This is a genomic window from Hyphomonas sp., from assembly GCF_965284475.1.
Taxonomy (GTDB): Bacteria; Pseudomonadota; Alphaproteobacteria; order Caulobacterales; family Hyphomonadaceae; genus Hyphomonas.
Genome location: NZ_OZ260087.1, coordinates 1,625,975 through 1,645,900 on the forward strand (window position 1 = coordinate 1,625,975; position 19,926 = coordinate 1,645,900).

Annotated in this window: 22 protein-coding genes; 8 read left to right on the forward strand and 14 right to left on the reverse strand. The window is 62.4% G+C overall.

The genetic code is table 11. The features are described from left to right. The first annotated feature begins 51 nt into the window (after window positions 1–51). Window positions 52–690, forward strand: coding sequence for a MarR family winged helix-turn-helix transcriptional regulator (locus ACQ66M_RS07820; RefSeq protein WP_430402993.1), 639 nt, complete (start codon window positions 52–54; stop codon window positions 688–690). 12 nt (window positions 691–702) lie between these two features. Here ACQ66M_RS07820 and ACQ66M_RS07825 read toward each other — a convergent pair whose 3' ends face one another. Genes ACQ66M_RS07825 through ccmA form a run of 5 tightly spaced genes read right to left on the reverse strand, consistent with a single transcriptional unit; the run spans window position 703 to window position 3,365 of the window. Then, window positions 703–1,224 carry a redoxin family protein gene (locus ACQ66M_RS07825; RefSeq protein ID WP_430402995.1) on the reverse strand — a complete coding sequence of 174 codons (522 nt, stop codon included), beginning with the start codon at window positions 1,222–1,224 and terminating at the stop codon, window positions 703–705. Then, on the reverse strand, window positions 1,221–1,388 hold the full coding sequence (gene ccmD, locus ACQ66M_RS07830) for a heme exporter protein CcmD (RefSeq protein WP_350173374.1): 168 nt from the start codon (window positions 1,386–1,388) through the stop codon (window positions 1,221–1,223). The genes ACQ66M_RS07825 and ccmD overlap by 4 nt, the downstream gene beginning before the upstream one ends. Next, window positions 1,385–2,116 (reverse strand): heme ABC transporter permease CcmC, encoded by a 732-nt coding sequence (gene ccmC / locus ACQ66M_RS07835; RefSeq protein WP_350174140.1) that lies wholly within the window; start codon window positions 2,114–2,116, stop codon window positions 1,385–1,387. The genes ccmD and ccmC overlap by 4 nt, the downstream gene beginning before the upstream one ends. Before the next feature lie 20 nt (window positions 2,117–2,136). Next, complete coding sequence (gene ccmB / locus ACQ66M_RS07840; RefSeq protein WP_430402997.1) at window positions 2,137–2,802, reverse strand: heme exporter protein CcmB; 666 nt, start codon at window positions 2,800–2,802, stop codon at window positions 2,137–2,139. Then, window positions 2,799–3,365: a heme ABC exporter ATP-binding protein CcmA gene (gene ccmA / locus ACQ66M_RS07845; RefSeq protein WP_430402999.1), complete on the reverse strand. Its 567-nt coding sequence runs from the start codon at window positions 3,363–3,365 to the stop codon at window positions 2,799–2,801. The genes ccmB and ccmA overlap by 4 nt, the downstream gene beginning before the upstream one ends. Window positions 3,366–3,488: 123 nt before the next feature. On the opposite strand from ccmA, the gene acnA reads away from it, so the two are divergent. Further along, a complete protein-coding gene (acnA, locus tag ACQ66M_RS07850; protein WP_430403001.1) occupies window positions 3,489–6,176 on the forward strand; it encodes an aconitate hydratase AcnA in 2,688 nt (895 codons plus the stop codon). A gap of 118 nt (window positions 6,177–6,294) precedes the next feature. Further along, a complete protein-coding gene (locus ACQ66M_RS07855) occupies window positions 6,295–6,972 on the forward strand; it encodes a DUF1223 domain-containing protein (RefSeq protein WP_430403003.1) in 678 nt (225 codons plus the stop codon). Window positions 6,973–6,975: 3 nt separating this feature from the next. On the opposite strand, the gene ACQ66M_RS07860 is transcribed toward ACQ66M_RS07855, so the two are convergent. The 7 genes from ACQ66M_RS07860 to purE form a co-directional block, all read right to left on the reverse strand. Next, window positions 6,976–8,034 carry a DUF4340 domain-containing protein gene (locus tag ACQ66M_RS07860; RefSeq protein ID WP_430403005.1) on the reverse strand — a complete coding sequence of 353 codons (1,059 nt, stop codon included), beginning with the start codon at window positions 8,032–8,034 and terminating at the stop codon, window positions 6,976–6,978. Next, window positions 8,031–9,929: a Gldg family protein gene (locus tag ACQ66M_RS07865; RefSeq protein ID WP_430403007.1), complete on the reverse strand. Its 1,899-nt coding sequence runs from the start codon at window positions 9,927–9,929 to the stop codon at window positions 8,031–8,033. The genes ACQ66M_RS07860 and ACQ66M_RS07865 overlap by 4 nt, the downstream gene beginning before the upstream one ends. 2 nt (window positions 9,930–9,931) lie before the next feature. Continuing rightward, window positions 9,932–10,687 (reverse strand): ABC transporter permease subunit, encoded by a 756-nt coding sequence (locus tag ACQ66M_RS07870; RefSeq protein WP_350216724.1) that lies wholly within the window; start codon window positions 10,685–10,687, stop codon window positions 9,932–9,934. Then, complete coding sequence (locus ACQ66M_RS07875; RefSeq protein WP_350173390.1) at window positions 10,687–11,418, reverse strand: ABC transporter ATP-binding protein; 732 nt, start codon at window positions 11,416–11,418, stop codon at window positions 10,687–10,689. The genes ACQ66M_RS07870 and ACQ66M_RS07875 overlap by 1 nt, the downstream gene beginning before the upstream one ends. A gap of 92 nt (window positions 11,419–11,510) precedes the next feature. Beyond that, window positions 11,511–12,266 carry a creatininase family protein gene (locus ACQ66M_RS07880; protein WP_430403009.1) on the reverse strand — a complete coding sequence of 252 codons (756 nt, stop codon included), beginning with the start codon at window positions 12,264–12,266 and terminating at the stop codon, window positions 11,511–11,513. A gap of 4 nt (window positions 12,267–12,270) precedes the next feature. Continuing rightward, on the reverse strand, window positions 12,271–13,350 hold the full coding sequence (locus ACQ66M_RS07885; RefSeq protein WP_430403011.1) for a 5-(carboxyamino)imidazole ribonucleotide synthase: 1,080 nt from the start codon (window positions 13,348–13,350) through the stop codon (window positions 12,271–12,273). Next, the gene (gene purE / locus ACQ66M_RS07890) at window positions 13,347–13,835 is read right to left on the reverse strand and encodes a 5-(carboxyamino)imidazole ribonucleotide mutase (protein WP_350173396.1); all 489 of its coding nucleotides are present in this window, start codon (window positions 13,833–13,835) and stop codon (window positions 13,347–13,349) included. Before purE ends, ACQ66M_RS07885 begins: the two co-directional genes overlap by 4 nt. Before the next feature lie 131 nt (window positions 13,836–13,966). On the opposite strand from purE, the gene ACQ66M_RS07895 reads away from it, so the two are divergent. The 4 genes from ACQ66M_RS07895 (at window position 13,967) to ACQ66M_RS07910 (ending at window position 16,100) form a co-directional block, all read left to right on the forward strand. Next, entirely contained in the window at window positions 13,967–14,653 is a 687-nt protein-coding gene (locus ACQ66M_RS07895) for a GGDEF domain-containing protein (protein ID WP_350173398.1), read from the forward strand. 114 nt (window positions 14,654–14,767) lie between these two features. Further along, window positions 14,768–14,935: a YdcH family protein gene (locus ACQ66M_RS07900; RefSeq protein ID WP_350173400.1), complete on the forward strand. Its 168-nt coding sequence runs from the start codon at window positions 14,768–14,770 to the stop codon at window positions 14,933–14,935. Window positions 14,936–15,007: 72 nt separating this feature from the next. After that, a complete protein-coding gene (locus ACQ66M_RS07905) occupies window positions 15,008–15,334 on the forward strand; it encodes a hypothetical protein (protein ID WP_350173402.1) in 327 nt (108 codons plus the stop codon). Between the two features lie 4 nt (window positions 15,335–15,338). Then, on the forward strand, window positions 15,339–16,100 hold the full coding sequence (locus tag ACQ66M_RS07910; RefSeq protein ID WP_350173404.1) for an SDR family NAD(P)-dependent oxidoreductase: 762 nt from the start codon (window positions 15,339–15,341) through the stop codon (window positions 16,098–16,100). On the opposite strand, the gene ACQ66M_RS07915 is transcribed toward ACQ66M_RS07910, so the two are convergent. Beyond that, window positions 16,097–17,809, reverse strand: a complete 1,713-nt coding sequence (locus ACQ66M_RS07915; protein WP_430403013.1) for an alkaline phosphatase D family protein — start codon at window positions 17,807–17,809, stop codon at window positions 16,097–16,099. The two genes, ACQ66M_RS07910 and ACQ66M_RS07915, sit on opposite strands and share 4 nt — an antisense overlap. A gap of 89 nt (window positions 17,810–17,898) precedes the next feature. Between ACQ66M_RS07915 and ACQ66M_RS07920 the strand changes: the two genes are divergently transcribed. Then, entirely contained in the window at window positions 17,899–18,924 is a 1,026-nt protein-coding gene (locus tag ACQ66M_RS07920) for an RluA family pseudouridine synthase (protein WP_430403015.1), read from the forward strand. Between the two features lies 1 nt (window position 18,925). On the opposite strand, the gene ACQ66M_RS07925 is transcribed toward ACQ66M_RS07920, so the two are convergent. Further along, on the reverse strand, window positions 18,926–19,819 hold the full coding sequence (locus tag ACQ66M_RS07925; RefSeq protein ID WP_430403017.1) for a DUF3108 domain-containing protein: 894 nt from the start codon (window positions 19,817–19,819) through the stop codon (window positions 18,926–18,928). Between the last annotated feature and the right edge of the window lie 107 nt (window positions 19,820–19,926).

The following is a 19,926-nucleotide window of genomic DNA, read 5'->3' on the forward strand; positions in this document are numbered from 1 at the left end:
GAACCCAATTCTGGCGGGAAACCGCCCCAAAAACCGAAAGTAGACAATCCCATGGCTTCCACAACCAATTTCAACCTCAACAAATCGCCAAGCCATCTGTTGCACCGTGCGCAGCAGATTGCTGCCAATCATTCGGCTGCTGCCCTCAAGGCCGCCGGTGTCACATTGCGGCAGTTTTCCGTACTTGCTGCCCTGTCGGGCAATGAAGGCGTCAGCCAGTCAGACCTCGTTAACGCAACCGGTATTGATCGCTCGACGCTGGCCGACATGGTCGCGCGCATGGAAAAGGCCGGCCTGATCAAGCGCGCCGCGTCCAAGGCTGACGCTCGCGCCAAGTCTGTGTCACTGATGGCCAAGGGCCGCAAGGCACTTGAAAAGGCTCAGCCGGCTGTTGATGCAGCAGATGCTGCCCTGTTCGACGCGATGCCGAAAACCAAGCAGGACGCGCTGCTCTCCGGCCTCGCAAAGCTCGTCGAAGATACAGAAGCGGCAGATGCCAAGCCCACCAAACCGAAAACGGCACCAGCATCGGCACCGACGCCCGCGCCAACGGTCGTGACGAAGGCCAAGCCAAAAGCCAAGGCAAAGCCGAAGACCAAGCCAAAGGCCAAGGCTGCACCAAAAGCGGCTGCTGCGCCGAAGCCGGCCGCCAAGGCGAAAGCCAAGCCGGTTCGCCGCAAGAAGAAGTAAGACTTTATGGGGTCAGTCGCGGGGCGTGTTCAGCGCCCCGCGCACCTCACGCACGTCACCATCGTCCAGCGGACCGGTGATGTGGACCAGTATCTCGCCCGCGCTTGAGATCACGAACGTTTCCGGCACGCCGGTCAGTCCAAAATCAAGTCCGCCCTGCCCGTCCGCATCGATGGCGACTTCGGCGAACGGGTTTCCCATCCGGTCCAGGAAGGCCGCGCCATTTTCGCGACTGTCCTTGTAGAGGATGCCATAGATCCTGTCCGGGAACGCATCGGACAGTTCCATCAGGCGGGGATGCTCTGCTTCACACGGGGCGCACCAGCTCGCGAACAGATTCACGACCACGTTTTCGCCGCCGGGAGGCGGGGCGAATGTGATGGTGGCGCCGTCCAGTGTCTCGAACTGCCGCTCGGGCGCTGCGCGCGATACCCGCTCGAAGTCGCCCTTTTTCGGGCTCAGCAATTGCGACAGGGCCAGTCCGGCAAATAGCAGCAGCGCAACAACCGGAACAACCGCAAGCCAGCGCTTCATGTCATGTCTCCGTCATCGCCTTTCAGGCGCGTGAGGCGGTGCTTCGCGCTGCGCGCCTTGACCAGGACACCGATCACGGTGCAGCCGATCAGCACCAGTCCGATGCCATAGCACGCCCAGATATAGGCGGCGTTCTTTCCGAAGTCCGGCACCAGGTCCATCATGCCCCCGCCAGCAGTCTGGCGCGATGGCGCGCGGCCTGACGTGTCCAGATTTCCGCACGCATCAGGGTCATTACGAGCGCGCCAAACAACAGAGAATGCCCGAGGCCGCTCATCATTAGCGGCCACAGATAGACCGCGGCCATCTTCGGCCCCTCTGCCGTCAGGACGCTGGAATCCTGGTGGAGCGATGTGAACAGGTCGACCGAGAACTTGATCAGGGGCACGTTCAGCGCCCCGACCATGGCGAGGATTGCGCCGGCACGGGCCGCCTTTTGCCGCGAATCCATGGCTGCGCGCAGCGCCATATAGCCAAGGAACAGGAAGAACAGGAACAGCACGCTCATCATGCGCGCGTCATCCCACTGCCACCACGTGCCCCAGGTCGGTTTGCCCCACACGGCGCCGGTTGCAAGGCAAAGCGCGGTCCATGTCGCCCCTAGCGGGGCGATGGCCTTGGCTGCGATGTCTGCAAGTTCATGGCGCCAGATGAACCAGACGAAGCTGGCGACAGCCATGGCCGTATAGCTCGCCATGGCGAGCCAGGCGGCGGGCACGTGGATGAACATGACGCGCATGATGTCGCCCCCCTGATAATCGTCCCTGGGCACAATCCACAGGCCTTGCCACAGGCCCCATGCAATCAGGATTGCGCTCAGCAGATAGAAGAGCGGCGCCAGCCAGCGCGACAGGGCGAGGAAGCGGTGTGGATTTGCAAAGGCCGACAACATGCCCATCAGATAGCTTCCCCTCAATCCGCCGCCAAGCGCAACGCAGCAGCCATGGCAAATGGCGCCAGTGCCAGCGCAAACAATGTCGAGGCCACCAATAAGAGTGGCGCACTGTCGCCGCCGGCTGCGCCGCTCATCGCCAAAGATCCGAAAATCGCTGTCGGCACATAAAGAGGCAGCGCGATCAGGGCTATAAGTAATCCTCCGCGCCGTACGGTTGCCGACAGCGCGGCGCCAACTCCCCCCCAGAAAAAGAAGGCAAGTCCGCCCAGGCCGTAGATCAGCGCGCTGGTCAGCAGGTTGGCCCCGGCCTCGGCCTGGAACATCAGGGCGAGAACCGGGCTCATCAGCGCCAGCGGCAGGCCGGCGGCCAGCCAGTGGGCGAACGTCTTGGCTGCGGCGATCGCCGAGACGGGCGCGCTGGTCTGCAGCCACAGATCAAGAGCGCCGTCCTCGACATCGGCCTGAAAGATCCGTTCCAGCGTCACGAGGCTGGATAGCGCAAGCGAGACCCAGAGGATGCCGGGGCCAACCGCGCGCAGCATGCCGGGTTCGGTTCCGATACCCAGAGGCACCAGAACAGCGGCCCCTGCAAAGAAGCCGAGCGGCAACAGGGCGCCTGCGCCGCCCGCCCAGGCTTCGCTCAAGGCCTGCCGGAAGGCTGAAAGGATCGGGGCGGGGCTCACAGCGCCACCTCCCGGCTGGCGGCAAAACCCACATCGCCATGCACCGCAGCCACCACAGCGCCGCCGCCCTGCCGGTGCGCTGCCACCATGCCAAGAACGCGCTCGCGCCCCTCCGCATCGAGCGCTGTGAATGGTTCGTCAAGCAGCCAGACCGGACGCCTGTCCAGCAGGACACGCGCCAGCGCCGTGCGCCGCCTTTGCCCCGCAGACAGGTATCGCGCGGCTACGTCAGCAGGGCGCGACAGCCCCATGTCATTGAGGATTACGTCCACATCGGCCTCGGTGCCCCAGGCCCGTGCCCACAGGGCCAGGTGCGCGCGGGGGGTCTCATGCGGCTTCAGCCCTTCGCGATGGCCAACCCAGTGATGCGCGGCAGTACGGCTCACCTCTCCCGTTTCCGCCCGTGTCAGGCCAGCCAGTACGCGCAGCAGTGTGGTCTTTCCGGCCCCATTGGCGCCCCTCAACACCACGGCGTCGCCCGGTGCCACCTCCAGCGACACCGCATCAAACAGCACCCGCTCCCCGCGCAGGATGCCCAGTCCGGAAGCTGTCAAAAGGCGCACATCATCTCCCGAATAGTCCCTTGGTCCCAATTGCCTCAGGGCCTTACCACCTATATGACACGAGGCAACGCGCCGCTTACCCCCTGCGGCACACTTATCACATCAAGACGCGAGGTCTCCCGCATGCCGTCTCTCGACAGCTTCAATTCAAAACGCACCCTTACCGCTGCCGGCAAGACGTACACTTATTATTCACTCGCCGCAGCCTCTGAAAACGGCCTTGGCGATGTGTCGCGCCTGCCGGCATCACTCAAGGTGCTGCTGGAGAACATGCTGCGCTTCGAAGATGGCAAGACTGTTACCAGGGACGACATCCTCGCGTTCAAGGCCTGGCTCGACAACAAGGGCGCCACAAGCCACGAAATCGCCTATCGCCCTGCCCGCGTCCTGATGCAGGACTTTACCGGCGTTCCCGCAGTTGTTGACCTCGCGGCGATGCGCGACGCTGCGAAGAATCTCGGCGCCTCGGCCGATGCGATCAATCCGCAAGTCCCGGTTGATCTCGTGATCGACCATTCTGTCATGGTCGACAGTTTCGCCGGGTTAGGCAGCTTCAAGAAAAACGTCGAAATGGAGTATCAGCGCAACCAGGAACGGTATGAGTTCCTGCGCTGGGGCTCGACCGCGTTCAAGAATTTCCGTGTCGTGCCGCCGGGCACCGGCATCTGCCACCAGGTGAACCTCGAATACCTTGGCCAGACCGTCTGGACGAAAGACGAAGACGGCGAGACCGTTGCCTATCCGGACACCTGCGTCGGCACCGACAGCCACACGACCATGATCAACGCCCTGTCCGTGCTGGGCTGGGGTGTGGGCGGCATCGAAGCGGAAGCCGCCATGCTCGGCCAGCCGGTCTCGATGCTCATTCCTGAAGTCATCGGTTTCAAACTGACCGGAAAACTGGCCGAAGGCGCAACCGCAACAGATCTCGTTCTCACGGTCGTCCAGATGCTGCGCCAAAAGGGCGTCGTCGGAAAGTTTGTCGAATTCTTCGGCCCCGGCCTGGCCAGTATCACGCTCGAAGATGAAGCGACGATCTCGAACATGGCGCCGGAATATGGCGCCACGTGCGGCTTCTTCCCGGTCGATGATGATACGGTCAAATACCTCAGGAGTACGGGCCGCGACGCAGATCGCGTGGCGCTGGTTGAAGCCTATGCGAAGGCGCAGGGCTACTGGCGTCCCGAACAGGCCGAACCCGTGTTCACCGACACGCTTGAACTGGATCTGGGCGCCGTGGTGCCATCCATCTCCGGTCCGAAACGCCCGCAGGACCGCGTCTTGCTGTCCGAGGGCGACACGGCATTTGCCGACGCAATGGCCAAGGAGTTCGGCAAGGAAGCCGACGCCGCCGAGCCGATTGCGGTCGAAGGTGAAGACTATACCGTCACCCATGGCGATGTATTCATTGCGGCCATCACGTCATGCACCAACACGTCCAATCCGAGCGTGATGATCGCCGCCGGCCTCGTAGCCCGCAAGGCGCATGCGCTTGGCCTGACGCGGAAGCCGTGGGTGAAAACGTCACTTGCACCGGGCAGCCAGGTCGTCACCGACTATCTCAACAAGGCCGGGCTCTCTGATGACCTCGATGCGCTCGGTTTCAACCTGGTCGGCTATGGCTGCACCACCTGTATCGGCAATTCCGGCCCGCTCGATGCGCCGCTGGCCAAGGCCATCGCACAAGGCGACCTGGTCTCCTGTTCCGTGCTGTCAGGCAACCGCAACTTCGAAGGTCGCATCGGTCCGGACATCAAGGCAAATTACCTTGCGTCGCCGCCACTGGTCGTCGCCTATGCGATTGCCGGTTCGCTGCGCATCAACCTGACAACGGATCCGCTGGGCCAGGACAGGGACGGCAAGGACGTCTTCCTCAAGGACATCTGGCCAACCTCGCACGAGATTGCCGAGATCATGGCCGTGGCCGTCACGCCGAAAATGTTCGCCGATCGCTACTCGGACGTTTTCAAGGGCGATGAGCACTGGCAGGCAATCGAGGTCTCCGGCGGCCAGACCTACAGCTGGCCACCCGGCTCGACCTATGTGCAGAACCCGCCCTATTTCAAAGGCATGAGCCTGACCCCCGACACACCGGAGGACGTAAAGAATGCGCGCGTTCTGGCTGTCTTCGGCGACTCCATCACGACCGACCACATTTCGCCGGCCGGTTCGATCAAGGCGGCAAGTCCTGCAGGTGAATACCTGCTGGCACACCAGGTCAGCGCACTGGACTTCAACTCGTATGGCTCGCGCCGCGGCAACCATGAAGTGATGATGCGCGGCACGTTCGCCAATATCCGCATCAAGAACAAGATGGTCCCGGGTGTCGAGGGTGGCGTCACCGTGCACTATCCGGCCGGTGAGCAAATGCCGATCTACGATGCGGCGATGAAATACGAGCAGGACAATGTGCCACTGGTAATCTTCGCGGGTGACCTTTACGGCAACGGCTCGTCACGTGACTGGGCGGCAAAGGGCACCGTGCTGCTCGGCGTGCGCGCCGTCATTGCAGGCAGCTTCGAGCGTATTCACCGGTCGAACCTGATCGGCATGGGCGTGCTTCCGCTTGAATTTGCAGAAGGTGCCAGTGCCGAATCCCTTGGCCTGACAGGCAAGGAACAGGTCTCGATTTCCGGTATCGCCGATATCAAGCCGCGCCAGACGCTGGACGTGGAAATCACGCGCGAGGATGGCACGACCTTCACTGCCAAGACCGTGCTGCGAATCGATACCGAGAACGAGCTCGACTATTATCGCAACGGGGGCATCCTCCACTACGTGCTGCGCAATCTCGCGCGCGAAGCCCTGTAGGGGATTTCAGCCAGCCGCTTTATCGACAAGGCCCTCCGCGTTCAGGCGCGGAGGGCTTTTTACAGTCCTCACACCCCTGTGATTGTCATGCGATTTGGCATAGGCCTATAACGGGATCATGATGATGCGCGCTCACCTGTCTGCCCTCGTTCTTCTCGCTGTGTCTGCACTTCCTGCAGTGGCCCAGACATCTGTGGCGAGCGCTGACCCGTCGCCGGTGCTCGTGGAATTGTTCGCTTCCCACAATTGCCGCGCCTGCCCCAAGGCTCACCGGACAATGTCCGAGGTGGATGCCGAGCGCGATGATGTCCTGATCCTGACCTGGTCAGTCGACTACTGGGATTATCTCGGCGAGAAAGATCCGATGGCGATGGCCGAATCCAAGGATCGCCAGCGCAGTTATGTTGACCGGTTCAGGTTGCGTGGCCCCTACACGCCCCAGACAGTCTATAACGGGCTGGAACAATGTCCCGGCAGTAAACCGCCCCAGGTCAGGGCAGCGCTCCAGCGGGTCAGCAAGGCGGACGCGTCGCCCGCACGCCTCGTGCGCAAGGATGCGAAGATTGAGCTGACGGGCACAGTTACGGACCTGACAGACATTTTCGTGATCGAGTATCTCGACGGGGATGCCAACCCGACTGACATGGTTCACCCGGTAACGAAAGTGACCGCAATCGGTCCCTGGATCGGCGGGCTTGTGGAGATTGATCCGTCGGTCTGCCCGACGACGTGCGCGCTGGTTGTCCAGGAAGCGGGTTTCGGCCGCGTTCTCGCCGCCATGGACCTTCACAACTAGACCTCAGGGCTGGCTGGCCGTCTCCGGTTCTTCAGGCGCGTCCGGAACCGGCGGGCGCACAATCGACGAGATTGATGGTGTGAAATCGTTCCAGTCGAATTCCGTGACTTCAAAGGCCCATCCGGCGGCTTTCTGGTTGATCGTGCTGCCCCGGTGGGCGCCTTCGCCAGCTTCGACGGCTCTCAATGTAACGAAAAATCCGTCCGGTTCGCGATAGGCCCTGAGTTCGACTTCAAGTCCGTCATGTGTCGTCGTGATATGCCGCGCCCTGGGGCGGGTTTGAAGGTTTTCTGCTGGCTTCACGCCGATCGGCTGCAGGCGGGTCAAAGCCAGCGCTGGGGTTGAGGCCGCGATACGGCTGACCAGGCGATAATTGTGGAAGGGCGGCGCAGGGCGAAAGCTGCGGTCCCCACTGCCGACAGTGCGCCGCAGATACAGGCTTTGCCCGCGGGTATCGAACAGCCGGACAGCCGATACCGCATCGGACTGGATGTCGATGATATCGAGGTCCAGCCAGGCATCATGATTGTACAATGGTGGCAGGTCGCCATTGACGCGGAAGGCCTGCTCGTCGCCCGGAACGCGGGCATAGACATACTGGCCCTTACGGCCGGTCAGCAGGGACGCGGTGACCTTGCCGGCTTCGTTCACGATTTCGATCAGTGCGCCGGTGCCGCCATCGCGCGGATCCCCGAGGCCGATACGGTTCATCTTGCCCGAATCGCGCGTGCGCCCTTCGCCCCAGGTCATGTCGTGCAGCCCGCCCGCCAGCGCGGCCAGCCGGTCGACGCGAACCGGGTATCCGCTGGTGCCGCCAAGGGTCCAGCCATCCTGGCCATTGACCAGCGCATAGGCCTCGTCGGCCAGCGTTATGCGGATTTCGGCAGCCTCGGCGCGGACAGTCGAGAAATCGGGAAGCACAGGTTTGCCCATGCGTTCCGTGTTCTGGGTCGTGCTCTGGCCGCCGACACTGAGCAGGACAGCGATCACCGTCAGCGCACCTGCGGCTGCGCCCAGAATCTGGAGACGCCGCATGCGGCGCTGGGACGGAACATCGTTCATGCGTCACGTCCTCCCCGATATGTCTGGCGCCGCCACACAACCAATCCGATCAAACCGACCAGTATCGGACCCCCCCAGATATTGATCAGTTTCAACATGCTTTCCAGCCGATCAATATCACGGCGGTAATCCCGTTCGATGCTGCGCAACCGATCGCGGAGTTCTACGATATCGGCGCGCAGCCTGGTCAGTTCGGCGCGTTCCTCTTCCGACAGGTCAGCTTCGATGTCGCCGGAAAAGAAGCCGTCTGTCGCACTGATGTCCTGCAATTCCTCCAGCCGCGACTGCGCCGTCGCCAAACGGTTTTCCAGTTCTGCCTGCTGGCGGAAATATATTGCCTCTGCGCGCTCGCGCATCCGGTCTATGCGCGTCATGGACCTGAGGCTCGGCGAACGCGACCTGAGGCGTGACAGCTCGCCGCCGCCCGACAGCGAGTCAAGTGCGTTCAGTACCAGTGCGCCATTGTCGGCCACCACGACGCCCCGGCCCGGAATAATGTAGAAATCATCGGCCAGCGTATCGATGTCGGCAATAATCACGACCGCTGCGTCGGTCGCGCTCTTCGAAATATGCGGCAGGGCATTGGCGGCTTCGGCGCGCGCGAGTTCCGCAAGTGCAGGCTCCGATGGCTCATTCAGCGCCGGGGCACCATCCGGGAAGGCCGAGACGAGGGGCCCTGACAGGCGGGCTGCCAGTACCAGTGGCTCGGGGGCCGTCTTGTAGGATTTCAGGACGTCGCCGGGTTTCATGTCCCGCACGGCTTCGGCGGCGTCGATGAAAGACGGGCTCGGTCCGGTCGATATGAGCGGGGAAAACGTCGCGCCATCCGGCAGGCGGCCCACAAGAAGGCCCCCGGGCGCGCCGAAATTGACATTGCGTGTCAGGTCGGCGGTGACGAGGTCTTGCCGGTTCATGTCTGAAGCGGGTGAGCCGATGAACAGCGGATGCGCCAGTTCCTCCATGCGGCCATTACCCATATCAACCGGTACGGGCAGCGCATTGGCCGCATCGGCCACAGCATCCTCTGACAGGGTCACGCCCCACGCCTTGCCCAGCACGCCCAGGTCCGAACGCGGATGATCGCTGGCTGTATCCAGGAAGCCGCCGCCGATGGCTGTCTTCGCCGCAGGATCGACCATGATGACAGCACGCCCGTGCCGGAGGATATACTGATCGATCAGCCAGGACTGGCGGGCCGACAATTCGGGCGGGTGGGCCAGGAAAAGGACATCAAGGTCTTCAGGCAGGGACTGGAATTCCTGAGAAACTGGTACGACTTCGAATGATTTAGAGATATCGGCAAGCAGCGTGTACCCGCCTTCACCACCGGGCGCCGTCATGCCGGGCAAGGTCGACAGGATGCCGACACGCGGCGGATCCGGATCATCGAGCCGGGCGACCATCCGCGTCAGGTCGTATTCCAGCGTCACTTCACGTTCGGGTGCCAGGAAAGGGATCACCCGCTGGTCGTCGACAGCATTGCGTCCGATTATGCCGAAATAGAGCGGGTCAGTCCCGCTCGTGCTTATTGCAGTGACGCCGGCGGCGAGGGCTTCGTCCTCAGCCTCGGAGAAGGGGGATGGATCAATCTCGTTGACCATCACCCGGCCACCGGACTGGCTGCGATAGGCTTCAAGCAGTTCGCGCACACGCGCGGCGTAGGCGCGGACAGCGGGGTAGTCCTGCCCGACGCCCCGTGTATAGACGAAGGTGAGTTCGACAGGTTCTGACACGGTCTTAAGTGTCTCTTTCGTGCCTTGGGACAGCGTGTACAGATTGTTCTCGGTGAAATCGACGCGCACTCCGGACAGGACATTCTGCATGACCAGATTGCCCGACACGAAGATCGTGGTGGCCAGCGCTGTTGCCGCGACAAGGTAATGCTTCGCCTTCATCCCTAGCCAAGCCTCTGGCGCGTGGCCCACAGTCCGTTCAATACGGCCCAGAAGGCGGTAAAGCCGAGAAAGAACACCATTGCGCGCAATTCCAGCACGCCGCGCTGGGCGCCTTCGAACTGGGTCAGGAACGAAAAGGAGGCGACCAGTTCTGCCGCGCCCGTTCCGAAGGCGGACTTCACGCCGGACAGGACCAGTGGCCAGCCGGCGGCCGTGAAGACGAAGGCGATGACGACGCTGATCACGAAGGCCGTGACCTGGCTGCCGGTCAGTGCCGATACGGCGGCGCCAATGGACAGGTAAGCGCCGGCCATCAGGAAGCTGACCAGATAGGTCAGTGCGATGGCGGCATTGTCCGGGCTGCCAAGCAGGTTCACCGTCGCCCACATGGGCGCGGTCAGCGCCAGGCCGACACCGGCAACCGTCCAGGCGGCGAACAATTTGCCAATAACCAGCCCCGGCATGCCCAGTGGCAATGACAGCAGCAATTCATCCGTTCCCGCAGTGCGCTCGTCTGCCCAGAGGCGCATGGCGAGGGCTGGCAGGAAGATCATGTAAAGCCACGGGTGCCAGACGAAGAATGGAGCAAGGTCGGCCGAGCCGGTGTCAAAGAAGCGGGACGCCTCCCAGGTGAACATGCCGATTGCCAGAAGGAAGACCGCGAGAAATACATACGCCATCGGCGTGGAAAAATAGGCGCCCAGCTCGCGCCTGTAGGTGGCCGTGAACCCGCCGAACTGCTCTCTCGCCCAGGTCATCATGCCGATTCCGCCTCGGCCTGATCCGTCAGACGCGTGAAGGCGCCCTCAAGGGTTCCGTCCTCGGACTGCCGGGCCAGTGCCGCAGGCGTGTCATCAGCAACGATCATGCCCCGATCGATGACGATGGCCCGCGTGCACATGGCCGGCACTTCAGTGAGCGTATGCGTCGAGATCAGGATCGCCTTCTGCGGCGCCATGCGTGCGATCAGCGCGCGCACGGCTCGCTTCTGGTTCGGATCAAGACCGTCGGTCGGCTCATCGAGCAGCAGGACGGGCGGATCATGCAGGATTGCGCCTGCGAGGCCGACGCGGCGGCGGTATCCCTTGGACAGGGAACCGATCCGCTGGTCGCAAACGGTCGAAATGCGCGCATCGGCAATCGCCCGCTCAACACCGTTCTTGCGGGCCGCGCCTTTGATGCCGCGCGCCGAGGCCATGAAGATCAGGAATTCCGGCGGGGTCATGTCGTCGTAGAGGGGGGCGCCTTCCGGCAGGTAGCCGAGGGCCCGCTGGGCTTCGCGTCGCTCAGACAGGATGGATTTGCCGTCAATCAGGGCATCGCCGCCATCCGGCTCAAGAACGCCGGCAATCATGCGCATTGTGGTTGATTTTCCGGCTCCGTTGGGTCCGAGAAAACCAAGCACCGTGCCCTTCTCAAGCCGGAAGGACACACCGCGCACAGCGTGCTTTGCGCCAAATGATTTTTCCAGCCGCTGAATGTCGAGCATATATCCGGTTCGCACGCCTTTCTGGAAGCCTGTTCTGATACCGCCCTTCCGGGCGTGTGGCCAGACGTTGCGCTGCGCTCGCAGGTTACAGCTTATTCAGAAAACCGTTTGACGTCCTCAAGCATGGCCTGCGCGGCCGCCTCGACAATCTTCGCGCCGTCTGCAGCGTTTGATTGCGTCGGGTCTGACCCGATACGGCCATCAGGGAAGTCCCGGCGATACTGGACGGCGTCACCAATCCTGCCATTGGGGGCGATTTTTGGGCTCATCTCCACCTCGGGTCGGGCCCGGTCGGGATAGGCGAAATAGGTCACAGAGACTTCCGACGCCGTCGCGTGGCTGCCATGGCCGACGGGATAGAGCTTGTTGCAGAGCCCCATCACGTCCCGGAAATCCCACCAGTCACGCCGTTTCAGGCTCAGCCCGGGGCGATTGTCGGCACCGCGCGGATCAAAGCTACGCCGGGCGTGGATTTCGCTGAAAGCGGCCTCGATGGTCGAAATGTTCCCGCCATGTCCATTATACCAGTAGATCCGTTCGAAACCGTGGCGCATCAGGCTCTCGGTCCAGTCCGCCATAGCGGCGATCATGGTCGACGGGCGCAGCGTGATCGTGCCCGGGAAGCCGAGATGGTGCTGCGCGCAGCCGACATTGAATGTGGGGCCAACAAGGATGTCATCCGGCGCGAGGCTTTCGGCGTGGCGGGCGATGATCTCGGGACACAGGGCATCCGTGCCGATGAAGCCATTCGGGCCGTGCTGCTCCATCGAGCCGATTGGAACAACAATCGTGCGCGACTTCGTCAGCCAGCGTTCAATGTCCTGCCAGGTCGAAACGGGAAGCAGCATGGGTTCAGTCCTTTCTCGGGCCGAGACGCGTTGTGATATGGCCCATCTTGCGGCCGGGCCGCGCCTCGCGCTTGCCGTACAGGGTCAGTGTTTCGTTCGGTGACAGCATGGCCGGATCGAGCAGGCCCGCCTCGCCGATCAGGTTTGTCATTTCTGCATCGAAAAGGCGATGTGTGTCTCCCAGTTTCCAGCCGGCGATTGCCCGTATGTGCTGTTCGAACTGGCCGGTCTGGCAGGCTTCGGGCGTCCAGTGACCGGAATTGTGAACCCGGGGCGCGAACTCGTTGGCGATCAGGCGGCCGTCGGCCATGACAAAAAATTCGAGCGCCAGGACGCCGACATGATCAAGGGCGTCGACCAGCGCTACGGCTTGGCGCCGTGCCTCGGTTTCAACGGCATGGTCAACGCCTGCCGGCACGATGGACCGGGCGAGGATGCCGTCTTCGTGCACGTTGCGCGGCGGGGCCCAGCTGGCCGTCTCGCCGGAACTGGACCGCGCAACGATCACCGAGATTTCGCAGTCGAACGCGATGGCCGCTTCAAGAACCGACGGGGCCTGGCCAACTCTGTCCCAGCCAGCTGCGATATCTGCAGGATCTTTCAGCCAGGCCTGACCCTTTCCGTCATACCCGTCGCGCCGTGTCTTCAGCACGCCTTTACCACCCAGCGCCGCCAGCGCTGGGCTAAGGTCCGCCTCGGCATTGATCTCCCGATAGTCCGCGGTGGTGATACCAATGGCGCGCAGGAAGGCCTTTTCGTCGGCGCGATCCTGCGACACTGCGAGCGATTTCGCGCCCGGATGAAGGGGCGTGCCTGTGGCGGCGATGGCTTCCACGGCGCTGACGGGGATGTTCTCGAACTCAAGCGTAATGACGTCACAAGCCTCAGCGAACCCGGTCAGCGCGCGGTCGTCATCATAGTCGGCTTGCCAGTGTTTCATGGCGACGCGCGCGGCAGGCGAATCCGCCTCCGGACAGAAGACATGCACGTCAAAGCCAAGCTGGCTGGCGGCGCCAGCCAGCATCCGGCCCAATTGTCCGCCGCCAAGAATCCCGATCACGGCGCCGGGCGACAGGCGTGTCATCCCTCGGGTTCCTCGGCCACTGCGGCCGTCTGGGCTGCGCGATAGGCATCGAGCTTCGCGGCGACGGCCTTGTCGTCGAGGGCGATGATGGCGGCAGCCATGAGGCCGGCATTCACGGCCCCTGCTTCGCCAATGGCCAGTGTGCCGACCGGAATGCCCCTGGGCATCTGAACGATCGACAACAGGCTGTCGAGACCGGAAAGTGTCTTGGACTGTACCGGCACGCCAAGGACAGGCAGCGGCGTCATGGCTGCCGTCATGCCGGGAAGATGGGCTGCGCCACCCGCGCCCGCGATGATCACTTTCAGGCCCCGGCCTTTCGCCGCCCTGGCATATTCGGTCAGGCGGTCAGGCGTGCGGTGCGCAGATACGATCTTCGCTTCGTGGGCGACGCCCATCTCATCGAGAATCGACGCGGCATGATGCATCACCGGCCAATCAGACTGGCTGCCCATGATGATGCCGACTTTCGGGGAACGGGTCATGGCTTTCGGGATCCTTGTCGCCGGAAAGCGCGCACAATAGGAAAGCCGCGCGACGGGTCAACTGGCGCATCACCAGGCCCGGATGAACCTTGTATCTCCCCTTGGCATGAATTCTTGTATATCGTCAGGCAATGACGGAAGAATTCCATCAGGTTTCGCAGGATCAGCGCCGCACTTTGCTCGATATACTGGGCATTGATCTCGGTGCGTGCAGCTCGCATGAGCGCGCTGCACTCGAAGCGCTCAGCGAAGAGGTGATTTTCCTGCGGGAAGAGGTCACGCGTCTGCGCCATGCCCTCTCCGATGCCGAGCTGCTGGCAGACAATGATGCGCTTTGCCCGGTATTCAACCGGCGCGCATTCGAACGGGAAGTGCGGCGTGAGATAGCGGTCGCGGGCCGCTTCCGCACGCCGCTCTCGCTTATTTTCATCGATCTCGATCATTTCAAGAAGGTCAATGATGTCTTCGGGCATGCCGCCGGAGACAATGTGCTGCTGCGCGTGTCGGACATTCTGATCAGGCACACGCGGGAAACAGACATTGTCGGGCGGCTGGGCGGCGACGAGTTCGGAATCGTGCTGGCGCACGCCAGTCACGCGGCAACACAGGCCAAAGCTTCAGAGCTGACACAGCTGATCGACCAGATAGTAGTGTGCAATGGCGACGCCGAAGACGTACCACCCGTTCATATCGGAGCATCGTGCGGCGTGGCCGAATGGCGCGACGGACAGGGAGCAGACACGCTGATCGCCCGAGGTGACCAGGACATGTTCGCTCAAAAAGCGCGCAGGAAATCATCGCGGTCGCTGAAGGCCTGACCTGCCCGGGTTAAATGCGTGAAATCCTTTGCTACCCCCCTTAACGCCCGCACGCTTATATGGTTTAGTGTGGCAATAAAGACACAAGTTCTTAACCGCAAAAGGAGACTGCCCATGTCGCTCAACGGTCGGATCAGTGAGCTAGCCAACAAGCATCGCCAACTGGACGAGAAAATCTCCGAAACGCAAAAACATCCATCTGCGGATCAGCTTGAGCTGAAGGATTTGAAGCGACAGAAACTCAAGATTAAAGAACAGCTGCAATGGTTGAAGGCAAGCTAGCGCGGTAATGGCGGAATAAGTCCTCCGCTGCCGCGCCTGAACCTGCTACAGGCAACGGGCGGAGGACGACCCATGCGAGACATTTTTGACCAGGACCGGCCAATGACACTTGGCGCGGTGAAACTGGGCACCGCAATTCTTGGCATTGGCCTTGTCGTGTCAGGGCTGATGGTCCTGCTCAGCGCCCTTTTCACACTTTTTAACGGGCACCCGTTGATGGCGCTCACCAAACTGGTGATCGGTGTGTCGGTGCTCGTCTTTTTGTTCATCACGGTGCGCCTGCTTGGCGAAATCCTTGCCGCGCTGCACCGGCTGAATGACCGGCTCGCCATTCTCGGCGACGATATCCGCAACCCGCGCCGCGTTACGGCCACGCCCGCCGACATGGCCGGGGACTGAGCACATGGGCATGCCTGTAACAGCGATACTCGGTCTTGGCCGGGAAATCGGTGATGCTGTCGCCCGCCGGTTCAGCGAAACGGGTCATCATGTCATCGCGGCCGATCCAAGTGCGGAACGCCTTGCGACAGCCAGGAACGGGGTGCCCGATGATGTCATTTTCCACCATGGCGAACTCTATACGCGCCTCGGCCTGCGCAACGCTTTCACAGCGGCCCTCGAAGGCTTCGGCCGTATCGACAATGCCGTCATCATTCCTGAAATCGAGGAAGCCGACACTGTTTTCGACTTCGCGAAGGACAAATTCGACAAGGCAATGGCCAGGTCCACGCGTGGTGCTGCGATGGCGCTGCAGGTGTTTGCCGAACGCATCGCCCTGCAGGACGACCTGCCCTCGGTCGGTGTCGAGCGCCAGCGCCAGAAGGGCACCGTCACTTTCGTCCTGTCCTATTCGGCCATTGCCTCGATGCCGGGGCGGTTCACCGAAAGCGTGTCTCAAGGCGCAGTCCTGAGTGTCATGCGCGCCGGGTCCATCGAGCTGGCCGACAAGTCCATCCGGGTAAACGCCATCGTGGCCATCCGCCCGCGTGAGGACAAGACAGAAAACTGGACGGCCAGGCGCACACCGCTTGGCCGCACAGCGCAGGGCGACGAGATCGCCGATGCCTGCCGCTTCCTCGCCTCGCCCGAGGCGGCCTTCATCACCGGCGAAGCGCTCAAGCTTGATGGCGGGCGCTCGCGCCTTGCCGGCGTGATCGAGGACTAAGACGCCCGGGTCAGCCCGGAGACGCCCCTGTCCTGTGGCATGCCTTCGAAGACCGCGACCGTTTCAACGTCGAACGCATCATCGACAATGTTCGATATTTTCACGAATGCGCCAGTCACCTTCTCCGGCGTCAATGTCACGATTGTATAGCCGTGGCCTGTCGGATCAAACCAGTCGACTTCGGAATTGGCCGCCGCGAACTGTTCGCCGAGGTCCGGAATGCCGGTGACGTAGTCGCCCAGGCCCGGCGACGTAATCGAGGTGCAGCCGAATTCAACGCCCATGCGCTTGCCGTCACTGTCGGCCAGCGTATTGGCCCAGGCCGTATGTGTATCACCCGCCAGAGTCACCAGACGCGCACCGGCCGCCTCAACGCTGTCATAAAGACGCTCGCGCGCGGCCGGATAACCATCCCAGGCGTCCAGGTTCCACGGCAGGCCGAGGGCCGAGAAGCCGATCATCTGCTGAACCTGCGGTACAGGCTGCGCCGCAATCTGCTCAGGCGTCAGTGACTGGGTGAAGTCCGGCATCGCAACGCGCGCCATGATCACCTGATTGGCGAGCACCTGCCACGTCTTGCCGGCCCTTGCTGATTCGGCCAGGGCATCAGCAAGCCAGGCTTCCTGCGCTGCGCCCAGCATCGTGCGGGCCGGATCGCTGATGACCTGCATGTGCGCCATGGCTTGTGCCGCAATCTCGGACGGGTCCCCGGTCGCGCTGATCACCTCTGACCAGCCAATCGTCTGCGAACGCCCGGTCAGGCGCGTCTCGGTTGCATAGACGGTTGCAACATCCCCGAAACTGAAGCTGCGCCAGACAGCGGATGTGATCTCTCCTGAAGCAGGATTGCGCATCGGCATCCATTCGAAATAGGCCTGCATCGCTGCCTGCTTGCGGTCGGACCAGTCGCCTTCGCCTTCTTCGGGATTGTGGTTCTGCGCGCCCGTCCGATAGCTGTCATTGGTGCTCTCATGGTCGTCCCAGGTGCATATCCACGGGGCCGCAGCGTGTGCGGCCTGCAGGTCGGGGTCGGACTTGTACTGGGCGTGGCGCATCCGGTAATCGCCCAGCGTGACGATTTCGGTGACCGGGTCATGCAGCCGGCCCAGCGCCTGCGCCGTTTCAGCGCCATAGCCGTCTATGCCGTATTCGTAGAGATAATCGCCAAGGAACACGATCGCGTCGAGATCAGGCTCCGCGGCGAGCGCCTTGTAGGCATTGAACTTGCCGAACTGCCAGTTGGAGCACGATGCGACGCCCAGTCTGACTGGCGCTGTGCCGCTGGCCGCGGTCGTGCGCGTCCGGCCGTCGGGCGAGGCAATCTCGCCTGCGCTGGTCAGGGCCGTGAAGCGATAGAGATAGGCGGTCGCCGGGCTCAGGCCTGTGACATCGACCTTGACGCAAAAATCATGCGCGGCATCGGCAGTTGTCAGGCCGGACAGAAGCGGAATCGCCCCATCGCTTGCGCCAAAGACGTCGTAGCGAACCGGGATCGGGCCTTTGCCCGTTTTCGGCGTCACGCGTGTCCAGAGGATGACCTTGGTTGGAAGCGGGTCACCAGAGGCAACACCATGGTCGAATGCGACCTCGCCATCATAGGCTGGCGCGCCGGGCGTCAGTGTGGTGGCGGCTGGCTTTGCGCACGCTGCAAGGCTAAGGGCTCCGGTGGCGGCGGCGCCGAGCAGGCCGCGTCTGGTAACAGTGCTCATGATATTCTCCCGAGATTCGCGCCCCTTATAGGTCGCGACTACGACACCACCATGACGCGCAGGCCCGTTCGCGTCTATAAGGCCGACTAATGGACAAGATCACTTTCACCGCTCAGGCCGCCGATGCCGGCCTTCGCCTCGACAGCTTCCTGGCCGAAAAGGCCGGCGCGCTGTCGCGCTCGCGTGCCAAGTCCCTGATCAAGGAAGGCGCGGTGACGATTGACGGGATCGCAACAGATGATCCGCGCCGGGCCGTGATTGCCGGCAGCGTCTATGCGCTCGACCTGCCGGCGCCCGTTCCGGCCGTGCCCGCGCCGGAAGACATCCCGCTCGACATCCTGTTTGAGGATGCTCACCTGATCATCATCAACAAGCCGTCCGGCATGGCTGTGCACCCTGCCCCCGGCAGCTGGGATGGCACCCTGGTCAACGCGCTGCTGCATCATTGCGAAGGCCAGCTGCCCGGCATTGGCGGCGTTGAGCGGCCCGGCATTGTCCACCGGCTCGACAAGCTGACAACCGGCGTCATGGTCGCCGCAAAGACCGAAGCGGCCCATACCGGCCTGTCGGCCCTGTTCGCCGAACATGATATTGAGCGGTCCTATCTGGCCCTCACGCGCGGCGCGCCGCGGCCGCTCGCGGGCACGATTGACGAGCCGATTGCCCGCGCCACGGGCGACCGCAAGAAAATGGCCGTGGTCCGCAATCCGGACGGAACCCACGGGCGCGAGGCGATCACGCATTACAAGGCGCTCGCAACATTCGGCCTTCGCGATAAGGGTACCGGCCTTCCGGCGGCAGCCCTCATCCAGTGCACGCTTGAAACCGGCCGCACGCACCAGATTCGCGTGCACATGAGCCATGTCGGCGCCAGCCTGATCGGCGATCCGGTCTATGGACGCTCCAAGGGCATCACGGCCTGGGGGTCAGGTGAGGGCTATGATTTCGCGAAACAGGCCGCGCGGGCGTTCGAGCGTCAGGCGCTCCATGCAGCTGTTCTCGGCTTCGTGCATCCGATCACAGGTGAAAACCTGCGCTTCGAAGCGCCCTTGCCGGATGACATGGCGGGCCTGCTTGCAGCGCTGCGCCGACTGCCGGGCGATATTCGCGACTAGATCAGCCGCCGCCCGGCGCCATCGCGGCCTCTTCGGTCACGATGGGCTCAAAGCGCAGCTTCTTGGCCTGCAGTGTCACTTTGCCGATCTTGTCGCTATCGGCCTGGATTTTCACCGGCACGGTGGCGCCGTTTTCCAGAGGGGCCAGCCACATGCGCAGGGGGCCATCGATGCCTGACAGATTGTCCTTGTTGGACTCGCCTTTCTTGTAGCCCGCCACTTTTTCCATCGTGACATGGCACTCAATGGCCTGACCCGACCAGGCGTCCGTCTTTACGTGTTTCATGCCGGCATTTTTCAGGTGCAGGTAGGTCAGCTGTCGCCCGTCAAAGATGCGCAGAGGTCCGCCGCACGGGTCAGCGCCCGGTGCGCGCGGCTCCAGCGCGAATGTGATCAGCGCCGTAATGGGATCATTTGTCTTCAGTACCTGCTCTGTGGTTGCCGCCGGTTCGCCCAGGTTGCCGAATTCCGGCACAGCCTTCATCTTGAAGCTGTCCGGCCCGATCGTGAGGTTCACCTTGCGGTTTTTCTTTCCGTCCCGGTTTTGCGAGACATAGGAATACGTCTTCAGTTCATCGCCGCGCGTATAGCCTGACGCCTGCAGCACCATGTCGTAATTCACGAACCAGTCGGCGATACCGGTCACCTTGACCCGGGAATTGATCACGTAATTGTCAGCCTGCATGGCGACATCAAAGCTCGCGCGGCCCGTCGCCGGGATGAACAGGACATAGGCTTTCGCCTCCAGCTCATAGATCATGCGTGTCGGCGTGCCCGCTTTGACATTCGCCAGGATGGCGGGCGTCGCCGCACTGGATCCTGCCGCCGTATCCGCCACAGCGAGGCCTGCCAGGGTGAGGGCCAGTCCGGAAGCAAGCATGAGAACGCGTTTCATCTGATTATATCCTTCGGAACCTGTCCCCATCGCCCCTTGTATAAGGGTGCAACACCAACGGCATCTGAACAAGATTGCCACTATAATGCCCCAATCAAGCATGCCTT